The organism is Kitasatospora sp. NPDC059817, assembly GCF_042731835.1.
Lineage (GTDB): Bacteria > Actinomycetota > Actinomycetes > Streptomycetales > Streptomycetaceae > Kitasatospora.
In genome coordinates, this window is sequence record NZ_JBHWIR010000033.1 from 35816 (window position 1) to 46267 (window position 10452).

The window sequence follows — 10452 nt, forward strand, 5'->3', positions numbered from 1 at the left end:
TAATAGCCGGCGGGTTCGCGGGGGGCCGCCCCCGGGCGCTCGGTTTTTTCCGCGTGGGGCGCCCCCCGGGGGGGGGGGGCGCGGCACGCTCCACCCGTGTGTGATCGAGGAGATCAACCCCCATGCAGAACGTGAAGAAGGCCGCCGTCCTGTCCGCCGCCGCTGCCGGCCTGGTGCTCGGCGCGGCCGGGTCCGCCGCCGCCAGCTCCGGCGCCGAGGGCGTGGCCGCCGGCTCCCCCGGTGTCGTCTCCGGCAACCAGGTCCAGATCCCGGTGCACATCCCGGTCAACCTGTGCGGCAACTCCATCAACATCGTCGGCCTGCTGAACCCGGCCTTCGGCAACACCTGCGCCAACGTGGAGCTCCCCCCGCCGCCCGCGGACGACTGCTGATCCCCGATCGGCACCCGTTCCGGCCGTACTGCCCCCCGACCAGCCGGCCGGGGGGCAGTTCGGCATCCCCGGGCGGCCGGTGGCCGTCCGGCCCCCGATCCACCGAAGGGTGATCCGCATGGTTTCGAAGAAGAGCGGGGCCTGCCTGGTCGTCGCCGTCGGCGCCACGATGCTGCTCGGCGCGGGTTCGGCGCAGGCCGCCACCACGACCGGTTCGGCCCCCGCGTCGGGCCCGGCCAAGCTGGCGAAGACCGACGTCGGTCAGGCGCTGAACGGGACGACCTCCGGCCTCGGCTACGGGCTCGCGCCGGTCAAGGACCTGCGCCTGGACCCGTGGGCGAACTCCTCGGCCGACGTGCTCAACAACGGCGCGACCGTCAAGCCCGACCAGGGCCTGGCCCCGGTCGGCACCGGCGGGCTGACCGGCCCGCTGAGCGCGGGCGGCGGCATCCGGGACCTCCCGCTGGTCGGCGGGCTGACCGGCGTGCTGCCGGGCTGAGCCGCCCGGCGCAGACGGGAGCCCGGCACCCCGGTCGCGTCCGGGGTGCCGGGCTCCACCGTGCCCGGAGCCGCTGGGCTCAGAGCTGGGTCAGGTCGGTCAGGCCGGTCTGCTGCACCACGCCGGTGGTGGTCGCGGTGGTGGTCGCGGCCAGGTCGCCCACCTTGTCGGTGACCGAGATCGGGTGGTCGTCGTCGCCGAGGCTGGCGGTGGCCCCGGGGACGGCCTGCACGGTGCCGGTGACCAGTCGCGGGTCCACCTCGCCCACCTTGAGCCGGCCGTCGGCCAGCTGGCCGGTGCCGTCCTGGACGAGGGCGAGCGGCTTGCCGACGGCGAGGCCGGGGGTGTCGGCGTGCAGTGGCGCGGCCGGGGCCTCCAGCAGCACCTGGCCGAGGTCGGCGCCCTGGTCGACCAGGGGGAGCGGCAGCTGGGCCTTGGCGCTCGGGCCGACCTTCCCGGTCTGCAGCTCGGGGACCAGCCGGTCCGGGATGAGCTCGGTGCTGGTGGTGCGGCCGGGCGCCGGCGGCAGGAGCAGCGAGGTCGGGATGCCGGCCGTGACGCGGCTGCCGAGCGGGGTGAGCGGCACGTCCGCCGGGACCTGCTGGGTGGCCAGCTTGTCCTCCAGGGCACCGACCTGGTCGGGGCTGGCCTGGGCGGCACTGGCCGCTCCCTGGGAGGCGAGCATGCCCGCACCGACCGCCAACAGCATCGCGCCGGCCCGCTTGGAGAACTTCATGCTTTTCACCGTTCTGCCTGTCCGTACTGGAGATCCCTGAAGGGAGGGGCTGCGGGGCGCAGCCGGAAAGCAATCTGCCTCAACGAGTGACCGTTGGTACGGATTGCGGCGGTTAACCGGTTCGGCCTAATAATCCGACCGGAAACCACCCTACGACGCGCCTCCCGGACTCTTTTCAAAAATCCCCGTAACCTTCCGTGCCGTCATTCTTTGATCTGGACGTCAGTGACTGCAGACCGGGTCTGAGCGTTCTACGCGTTGTACGCACGGAAACCAAGAGCATTTCAGAGAGGGATCTCCCCATGATCCAGAAGTCCTTCGCCGCCGCCGGCCTGGCCGTCGCCGCGCTGGCCGCCGCCGCCGCGCCCGCTTCGGCGATCGGTGACGCGGACGGCGCCGCAGCCTCCATCGAGGGCAACGGCGGCACCAACTTCACCGGCACGGTCGGGAACAACAGCCCGAACTTCCACTTCCTGGACAACGCGAACGTCTGCCTCCCCGAGATCCACAACATCGCGGTGGGTGTGCTCGGCGTGGCCGTCCCGGTCGAGGTCCCGATCGCCAACAGCGGTGGCAAGCAGTACTGCACCCAGGGCCAGGGCACCCAGAGCCACGGCGACGCGGGCGTGTCCCACCTGGTCGGCTGACCGTTCCCCCAGCTGCACTCCCCCTGAACCACCCTTCGAATCGCTCCCCGATTCACCCCTCGAGAGGAAAACCGGAAATGATCAAGAAGTCCCTCGCCGCCGCCGGCCTGGCCGCCGCCGCCATCGCGATGTCCGCCGGCTCGGCCTCCGCCATCGTCGACGCGGACGGCGCCGCCACCTCCGTCCAGGGCAACGGTGGCACCAACCAGACCGGCACCCACGGCAACGGCAGCCCGAACTTCCACACCCTGGACAACGCGAACATCTGCCTGCCGGAGATCCACAACATCGCCGTCGCCGTGGTCGGCGTCGCGGTTCCGGTCGAGGTGCCGATCCTGAACAGCACCCCGAAGCAGATCTGCAACGTCGGCCAGAACACCCAGTCCTCGGGCGACGCGGGCGTTTCGCACCTGATCGGCTGATCAAGGGGCACGGCACGGACGGAGGGCCCGGGGAGGTACGTCTCCCCGGGCCCTCCGGGCGCTACGGGCGCTACGAGCGCCACGGGTGCTCAAGGCGCCACGGGCGAGGTGTCCGGCCGACCGCCGAACAGGTGCGGACCGGCCGGGTGAGCGGGCGTTCGGACCGGCGCGTGGGGCGCCGACCCGAACGGCCGGATGTGATCACGTGTCAGAGGCAGCGCCCGCCGGGGCGCTCCGAAAGAGAGGGCATTTCCATGAAGAGCAAGCTGGCCAAGGCCGCACTGACCGCCACCGCCGCGCTGGCGCTCGCGGGTGCCGCCACCCCGGCGTTCGCGCACGTCGGCTTCGCGGGCGGCGGCGAGTTCGTCGCCTCGGGCGACCAGCCGTTCGCGGCCGGTGCGGGCTTCGGCGTCGGCCACACCAGCGACGTCATCGCCGGCGGCTTCGGCGGCGGCGCCGCCACCTCCACCGACGTGATCGGCGGCGGCGAGGGCTTCGCGCACATCAACGGCTGGAAGTAGGACCCGGAAGGCCGGGCCGCCCCCACGGGGAGCGGCCCGGCCTTCTCGTTGCCCTGCGCCTGCTACTTGAACGCCCTGCCTTGCGGCACCGGCTACTTGAGCATCGCGGCGGCCTCGACCGCCCAGTAGGTGAGGATCTGCTCGGCCCCGGCCCGGCGGATCGAGGTGAGCGTCTCCATGATCATCCGCTCCCGGTCGATCCAGCCGTTCGCCGCGGCCGCCTCGACCATCGCGTACTCGCCGGACACCTGGTACGCGGCGACCGGCACCGGGGAGGCGTCGGCGACCTGGCGCAGGATGTCCAGGTAGGCCATGGCCGGCTTGACCATCACCAGGTCGGCGCCCTCGGCGAGGTCCTGCTCCAGCTCGCGCAGCGCCTCACGGGCGTTGGCCGGGTCCTGCTGGTAGCTCTTGCGGTCGCCCTTGAGCGAGGAGCCGACCGCCTCACGGAACGGGCCGAAGAACGCCGAGGCGTACTTGGCGGTGTAGGCGAGGATGCCCACGTCCTGGTGCCCGGCCTCGTCCAACGCCCGCCGGATCACGCCGATCTGGCCGTCCATCATGCCGGACGGGCCGACCAGGTGGACGCCCGCGTCCGCCTGCACCCGGGCCATCTCGGCGTAGCGCTCCAGGGTGGCGTCGTTGTCCACGCTGCCGTCGGCGGCCAGCACGCCGCAGTGGCCGTGGTCGGTGTACTCGTCCAGGCAGAGGTCGGACATGACCACCAGGGCGTCGCCGACCTCGGCGACCACGTCGCGGATCGCCTGCTGGAGGATGCCGTCCGGGTTGGTGCCCTCGCTGCCGGTGGCATCCTGCACGGCCGGCACGCCGAACAGCATCAGGCCGCCCAGGCCCGCCTCGGCCGCCTCCACCGCGGCCTTGCGCAGGGTGTCCCGGCTGTGCTGGACCACGCCCGGCATGGAGGTGACCGGGACGGGCCCGCTGACGCCCTCGCGGACGAACAGCGGCAGGATCAGCTCCGCCGGGTGCAGCCGGGTCTCGGCGACCAGGCGGCGCATCGCCGGACTCTGGCGCAGCCGGCGCGGGCGTACGTACGGGAATTCAGCGGACACGGCTTCTCTCTCCGAACGGTTGTGCAGTGCCGGGGGCGACGGATCGCCGCCCCCGGTCCCGAGGGTGTCAGCGGGCCTTGCGGCGCGAACCCGGACGGCGCTCGCTGGGCCGGTAGACCGGCTCGCCGGCGGCCGTGGCGGTGTCGCGGCGCTTGGCCCCGAAGTCTGCCAGCGCCTGGGCCAGCGCGGCCGCCGACGGCGCCGGGGCCATCACGTCGACCCGCAGGCCGTGCTCCTCGGCGGTCTTGGCGGTGGCCGGGCCGATGCAGGCGATGACCGTGACGTTGTGCGGCTTGCCCGCGATGCCGACCAGGTTCCGCACGGTCGAGGACGAGGTGAAGAGCACCGCGTCGAAGCCGCCGCCCTTGATCGCCTCACGGGTCTCGGCCGGCGGCGGCGAGGCGCGCACCGTCCGGTACGCCGTCACGTCGTCGACCTCCCAGCCCAGCTCGACCAGGCCGGCCACCAGGGTCTCGGTGGCGATGTCGGCGCGCGGCAGCAGCACCCGGTCGATCGGGTCGAACACCGGGTCGTACGGCGGCCAGTCCTCCAGCAGGCCGGCCGCGGACTGCTCGCCGGAGGGCACCAGGTCCGGCTTCACGCCGAAGTCCACCAGGGCCTGCGCGGTGGTCTCGCCGACCGCCGCGACCTTGATCCCGGCGAACGCGCGGGCGTCCAGGCCGTACTCCTCGAACTTCTCCCGGACCGCCCGGACCGCGTTCACCGAGGTGAAGGCGATCCACTCGTAGCGGCCGGTGACCAGGCCCTTGATGGCCCGCTCCATCTGCTGCGGGGTGCGCGGCGGCTCGACCGCGATGGTCGGCACCTCCTGCGGCACCGCGCCGTACGAGCGCAGCTGCTCGGACAGGCCGGTGGCCTGCTCCTTGGTGCGCGGCACGAGCACGTTCCAGCCGAACAGCGGCTTGGTCTCGAACCACGAGTGCGAGGACCGGTGGGCGACCTGCTCGCCCACCACGGCTATCACCGAGGTCGCCGGGTCCACCGGGGCGGAGACCGGCGAGGGCAGCACCCGGGCGGCCTTCAGGTCGGCGGCGATGCCGGACAGGGTGGAAGTGAAGGTCCGCTGGCGGGTGGTGGTGCCGGAGAGCGTGGCGCTCAGCGCCGACTCCGGCTTGCGGCCGTTGGCGACCAGGGCGCCCGCGGTGGCCGGCAGCTGGCCCAGGGTGGTCCGGACCACCAGGGTGGTCTCCGGCGCGCCCAGGTCCACCGGGCTGCCGGCCAGCAGCGCGGTGCCGTCCACGAAGCGCACGTCGGTGCCGGCCGCGCCGCGCAGCGGGACGCCCGCGTACGCCGGGACGCCGACCGACTGGGCGACGCCCGGGATCACCTCGAAGGGGATGCCGTCGCCGGCGCAGCTGAGCATCTCCTCGGCGGCGCAGCCGTCCAGGCCCGGGTCGCCGTCGACGGTGCGGACCACGTGCTTGCCGGCCCGCACGGCCTCGGCGACCAGCCGGGCCAGGTTGAAGTCCGCGCCCTCGGCGACCGGGGTGTGCACCTGCACACCGGCCGGGCAGTGGGTGCGCACGGCGACCGCGGTCAGCGGGTCGGCGACCAGGATGTCGGCCGAGGACAGCACCTCGACCGCGCGCAGGGTCAGCAGCCCCGGGTCCCCGGGGCCCGCGCCCAGGAAGGTGCACCGTCCGGTGGCGGACTGGCCGCCCGGGAACGGGGTTTCGGTGGCGGCGGTGGGGCTCATCGGGCTCGCTCCCCCATCAGGGTGGCCGCGCCCGCGTCGAGCAGCCGGGCGGCCAGCGCGCGGCCGAGGGCCGTCGCGTGCTGCTCGGCGGTCTCGTCGAGGACGATCGGACCGTTGGCGGACATCTTCAGCAGGGCGGCGCCGTCGGGGTCGCCGACCACGCCCTCCAGCCGCAGTTCGTTCGGTCGGACCCAGGTGGCCAGCGCGGCCACCGGAGCCGAGCAGCCGGCCTCCAGGGTGGCCAGCAGGGCCCGCTCGGCGACCACGGCGACCCTCGTGGGGGCGTGGTCCAGGGCGGCGAGCGCGGCGGTCAGGTCGGTGTCGGCGCTGGTGCACTCGATCGCGAGCGCGCCCTGGCCGGGGGCCGGGACCATCAGCTCCGGGTCGAGGTGCTGGGAGATCTCGGCGCTGCGGCCGAGCCGGTTGAGGCCGGCCGTGGCCAGCACCACCGCGTCCAGCTCGCCGCTGATCACGTAGCCGATCCGGGTGTCCACGTTGCCGCGGATCGCGACGGTCTCCAGCGCGGCGCCGCGGGCGGTGGCCCAGGCGTTCAGCTGGGCCATCCGGCGCGGCGAGCCGGTGCCGATCCGGGCCGGGCGGCCGGCGCCGGCCAGCTTCTCCACCAGCTCGTCCAGGGTCAGGCCCTCGGCGGCGACCAGGGCGTCCCGGGCGTCCTCGCGCTCGGGGACGGCGGCCAGCGCCAGGCCCTCCGGCTCGGCGGTGGGCAGGTCCTTGAGCGAGTGCACGGCGAAGTCGATCCGGCCCTCCAGCAACGCGTCCCGCAGTGCGGAGACGAACACGCCGGTGCCGCCGATCTGCGCCAGCGCCTCCCGGGAGGTGTCGCCGTAGGTGGTGATCTCGACCAGCTCGACGGGGCGCCCGGTGACCCGGGTGACCTCGCGGGCCACCATGCCCGACTGGGCCATGGCGAGCGCGCTGCGCCGGGTGCCGAGCCGCAGGGTCGCGGTGGCGGCCGGAGTCTGCTCCGTGATCGGTTGACCATTCATGAGGTGATCGTCCCGGTGGTACTCGTGGGATGGCTGACGGTTCATCTGGCGCCCCCGCCCGAGGGCTGGGGGCCGCCGACGGGTGTGCCCGACACGGCGTGCACGGCCGCCGGGTCGAGGTCGAACAGCTCGCGCAGCGCGTCCGCGTAGGAGGCGCCGCCGGGCTCGGCGGCCAGCTGCTTCACCCGGACGGTCGGGGCGTGCAGCAGCTTGTCGACGACGCGGCGGACGGTCTGGGTGATCTCCGCGCGGGAGCGCTCGTCCAGGTCGGGCAGCCGGGAGTCCAGCCGGCCCAGCTCGGCGGAGACCACGCCGGAAGCCATCGCCCGCAGCGCGACCACGGTCGGCGCGATCCGGGCGGCCCGCTGGGCGGCGCCGAAGGCGGCCACCTCGTCGGCGACGATCCGGCCGACCTGGTCCACGTCACCGGCGCCGGGGGTGGCGGCGTGCGCGTGGGAGAGGCTCTCCAGGTCCACCAGCAGGGCGCCGGGCAGCTCGTGCACGGCGTGGTCGACGTCGCGCGGCATGGCCAGGTCGAGCAGGGCGAGCGGCTGGTCGGCGGTGCGGGCGGCGACCGCGGCGGCCACGTCCCCGGCCTTGACCACCACACCGGCCGCGCCGGTGCAGGAGATCACCAGGTCGACGTCGGCCAGCGCCTCCGGCACCTTGGCCAGGTCCAGGGTGCGGGCCACGCCGGAGCCGAGGATCTCGACCAGGCGCTCGGCGCGGGCCGGCGTCCGGTTGGCGATCAGCACGTCGGTGACGCCGGAGCGGACCAGGGTGGCGGCGGCCAGCGAGCTCATCGAGCCCGCGCCGACCACCAGCGCCCGCTTGCCGGCGATCCCGCCCGCGCCCGCCGCGACCTGCTCCAGGCCGAAGGTCACCAGCGACTGGCCGGCCTTGTCGATGCCGGTCTCGCTGTGCGCCCGCTTGCCGACCCGCAGCGCCTGCTGGAACAGCTCGTTCAGGCCGCGCCCGGCGGTGTGCTCCTCCTGCGCGGTGGCCAGCGCGTCGCGCAGCTGGCCGAGGATCTGGCCCTCGCCGACCACCATCGAGTCCAGGCCGCAGGCCACCGAGAACAGGTGGTGGACGGCGCGGTCCTCGTAGTGGACGTAGAGGTGGGAGGTCAGCTCCTCCAGGTCCACCCCGCTGTGGTGGGCGAGCAGCAGCGACAGCTCGGCGACGCCGGCGTGGAACTTGTCCACGTCCGCGTACAGCTCGATCCGGTTGCAGGTGTTGAGCAGCGCGGCCTCGGCGACGGTCGCGGTGGCGGCCGCGTCGTGCAGCAGCCGGGTCGGCACCTCACCGGTCAGCGCGGCGCGCTCCAGCACGCCGACCGGCGCCGTGCGATGGCTCAGTCCAACGACGAGAAGACTCACGCCCGCCCCCAGGTCCCACGGTTGTCCGTACTCATGCGGCCGCCCCGCACCACTCGGCGGGTGCTCCGCACGAGCTGCGCCCTGCGACTGACTCGCTCGCTCATGCGGGCATCACCGCGGGGAGATCGCCCTCCCCGCCCTTGCCGGACTGGCCCTGCTCGGCCTGGTCCTTGGCCGCGGTCTCGGCGGTGCCGCGGCCCTTGCCGTTGCCCCCCGCCGCGCGGCGCAGCTTGGCGGCCGCCGCCCGGACCGGGCCCGGGGCGCGGTCCAGCACCGACTCGGTGCGGTCCGGCTCCTCGCCGGCCTTGCGCTGCTCGTGGAAGGCCAGGATCTGCAGCTCGATGGAGAGGTCGACCTTGCGCACGTCCACGCCGTCCGGGACGGTCAGCACGGTCGGGGCGAAGTTGAGGATGCTGGTGACGCCGGCCTCCACCAGCCGGTCGCAGACCTGCTGGGCGGCACCGGGCGGGGTGGTGATCACACCGATCGAGACGTGCTGGCTCTCGACGATCGACTCCAGCTCGTCCATGTGCCGCACCGGCAGGCCGGCCGCGCTGCCGCCGACCACGTTCGGGTCGGCGTCCAGCAGGGCGGCCACCCGGAAACCGCGGGAGGCGAAGCCGCCGTAGTTGGCGAGGGCGTGGCCGAGGTTCCCGATGCCGACGATGACGACCGGCCAGTCCTGGGTCAGGCCCAGCTCGCGGGAGATCTGGTAGACGAGGTACTCGACGTCGTAGCCGACGCCGCGGGTGCCGTAGGAGCCAAGGTAGGAGAAGTCCTTGCGCAGCTTCGCCGAGTTCACGCCGGCGGCGGCGGCCAGCTCCTCGGAGGAGACCGTCGGCACCGAACGCTCGGAGAGCGCGGTGAGCGCGCGCAGGTAGAGGGGGAGGCGGGCGACGGTCGCCTCCGGGATGCCCCGGGCACGCGAGGGTCGGCGCGCGGCGCCCTGGTCGGGCGTCTGCGAACTGCTCTGTGGTGATCGGCCGATTGCCACGGTGCTCCTGTGGGTGAAGCTGGGCTTTGGCAGCCAGGCTATGCGTTTGTGAACGTGTGCACAAAGATGGTGTCCGTTTTGTCCCCACACAGTGATGCGCATCACGCCGTCGAACCCATAGCACCGCGCTCGGTCAGGAGGACGGCCGGGGCGGGCACCCCGGGCAGCCACGGGCCGTACGGCGCCTCCCGGCGCACCAGCGGGACGGGCGTGCCGGACGAACGGGAGCGGGCCCGGCCCAGCCGCGGCCAGGGCACCCGGGCCGCCTCGCGCAGCGGGCCCGCCCAGTCGTCCGGCGGGCAGGACGGGACGCCGACGCAGTGCCGCAGCAGCTCGGCGGTCACCCGGGCGTCGCCCAGCGCGGTGTGCGCCGGGTACCAACCCAGGCCCGCCGCCTCCACGCAGGCCGCCAGGCCGTGGCCGCGGGCCTGCGGCAGGTGGGCGCGGGCCAGCCGCATCGTGCACAGCAGCGGCACGGGCGGCAGCGCGACCCCGATCCGGGCGAACTCGCGATCCAGGAATCCGTGGTCGCAGCTGACGTGGTGACCCACCAGCACCCGGCCAGCCAGCAGCTCCAGCAGCCGCGGGGCGATCTCCCGGAAGCGCGGGGCGCCCTCGACATCTGCCTGGTGTATCCGGTGCACATGGGTCGGACCGACCGGGCCCAGCGGGTCGAGCAGGGTGGCGAACTCCGCCTCCGGTCGCAGCCGCTCGTCCAGCAGGACCACCGCGATCTCGACCACCCGGTGCCGCCACGGGCTGCGGCCGGTCGCCTCCACGTCCACCACGGCGAAGCCCCGGGCGCCCGGCGGGGCTTCGGGCGTCCCAGGGGTCGGGCCGGGAAGCATGGCGGCACTCCTCGTGTGCTCAGCCCCCCTTGGGCGCAAACGCGTTCGATCGTAAGCCGACCAACCGGCCCCGGCTCAAGCCGGACCGGGGTGTCTTTGACAACGATTCGGCGAACCGCCCCCCCCCCCGCGGGGGGGGGGGGCCCGGGGGGCCCCGGGCCCGCGCAACCGCGCCCGGTGGGGGCCCGCCGGGTGTCGCGGCCCCCCCCCAAATATG

The 10452-nt window shown here is 74.1% G+C and carries 12 protein-coding genes; 5 read left to right on the forward strand and 7 right to left on the reverse strand.

All coding sequences use genetic code 11. The annotated features are described in order from the left end of the window. Positions 1 to 122: 122 nt before the first annotated feature. Together ACFV61_RS10190 and ACFV61_RS10195 are read left to right on the forward strand one after the other, a co-directional pair. A complete protein-coding gene (locus ACFV61_RS10190) occupies positions 123 to 392 on the forward strand; it encodes a chaplin (RefSeq protein WP_380491033.1) in 270 nt (89 codons plus the stop codon). A gap of 118 nt (positions 393 to 510) precedes the next feature. Then, the gene (locus ACFV61_RS10195; RefSeq protein WP_350878444.1) at positions 511 to 891 is read left to right on the forward strand and encodes a hypothetical protein; all 381 of its coding nucleotides are present in this window, start codon (positions 511 to 513) and stop codon (positions 889 to 891) included. Between the two features lie 79 nt (positions 892 to 970). Here ACFV61_RS10195 and ACFV61_RS10200 read toward each other — a convergent pair whose 3' ends face one another. Then, complete coding sequence (locus ACFV61_RS10200) at positions 971 to 1627, reverse strand: hypothetical protein (RefSeq protein ID WP_380491035.1); 657 nt, start codon at positions 1625 to 1627, stop codon at positions 971 to 973. Positions 1628 to 1929: 302 nt separating this feature from the next. Here ACFV61_RS10200 and ACFV61_RS10205 point away from each other — a divergent pair, with 302 nt between their 5' ends. The 3 genes from ACFV61_RS10205 to ACFV61_RS10215 all read left to right on the forward strand — a co-directional run bounded on the left by ACFV61_RS10205 (position 1930) and on the right by ACFV61_RS10215 (position 3217). Beyond that, positions 1930 to 2274, forward strand: coding sequence for a hypothetical protein (locus tag ACFV61_RS10205; protein ID WP_031063477.1), 345 nt, complete (start codon positions 1930 to 1932; stop codon positions 2272 to 2274). Positions 2275 to 2351: 77 nt separating this feature from the next. After that, positions 2352 to 2696 carry a rodlet layer protein gene (locus ACFV61_RS10210; RefSeq protein WP_380431020.1) on the forward strand — a complete coding sequence of 115 codons (345 nt, stop codon included), beginning with the start codon at positions 2352 to 2354 and terminating at the stop codon, positions 2694 to 2696. Positions 2697 to 2950: 254 nt separating this feature from the next. Further along, on the forward strand, positions 2951 to 3217 hold the full coding sequence (locus tag ACFV61_RS10215; protein ID WP_380491037.1) for a hypothetical protein: 267 nt from the start codon (positions 2951 to 2953) through the stop codon (positions 3215 to 3217). A 92-nt stretch (positions 3218 to 3309) separates the two neighbouring features. Here ACFV61_RS10215 and hemB read toward each other — a convergent pair whose 3' ends face one another. The 6 genes from hemB to ACFV61_RS10245 form a co-directional block, all read right to left on the reverse strand. Further along, a complete protein-coding gene (hemB, locus tag ACFV61_RS10220) occupies positions 3310 to 4290 on the reverse strand; it encodes a porphobilinogen synthase (RefSeq protein WP_380338110.1) in 981 nt (326 codons plus the stop codon). A 67-nt stretch (positions 4291 to 4357) separates the two neighbouring features. Continuing rightward, positions 4358 to 6007: a bifunctional uroporphyrinogen-III C-methyltransferase/uroporphyrinogen-III synthase gene (locus ACFV61_RS10225; protein ID WP_063348857.1), complete on the reverse strand. Its 1650-nt coding sequence runs from the start codon at positions 6005 to 6007 to the stop codon at positions 4358 to 4360. Continuing rightward, positions 6004 to 7014: a hydroxymethylbilane synthase gene (gene hemC, locus ACFV61_RS10230; RefSeq protein WP_380491039.1), complete on the reverse strand. Its 1011-nt coding sequence runs from the start codon at positions 7012 to 7014 to the stop codon at positions 6004 to 6006. Before hemC ends, ACFV61_RS10225 begins: the two co-directional genes overlap by 4 nt. A 41-nt stretch (positions 7015 to 7055) precedes the next feature. Continuing rightward, a complete protein-coding gene (locus tag ACFV61_RS10235; protein WP_380491041.1) occupies positions 7056 to 8393 on the reverse strand; it encodes a glutamyl-tRNA reductase in 1338 nt (445 codons plus the stop codon). A 100-nt stretch (positions 8394 to 8493) separates the two neighbouring features. Beyond that, on the reverse strand, positions 8494 to 9381 hold the full coding sequence (locus tag ACFV61_RS10240) for a redox-sensing transcriptional repressor Rex (RefSeq protein ID WP_363375013.1): 888 nt from the start codon (positions 9379 to 9381) through the stop codon (positions 8494 to 8496). Between the two features lie 107 nt (positions 9382 to 9488). Further along, a complete protein-coding gene (locus ACFV61_RS10245) occupies positions 9489 to 10235 on the reverse strand; it encodes a 3'-5' exonuclease (protein ID WP_063348854.1) in 747 nt (248 codons plus the stop codon). Positions 10236 to 10452: the final 217 nt, after the last annotated feature.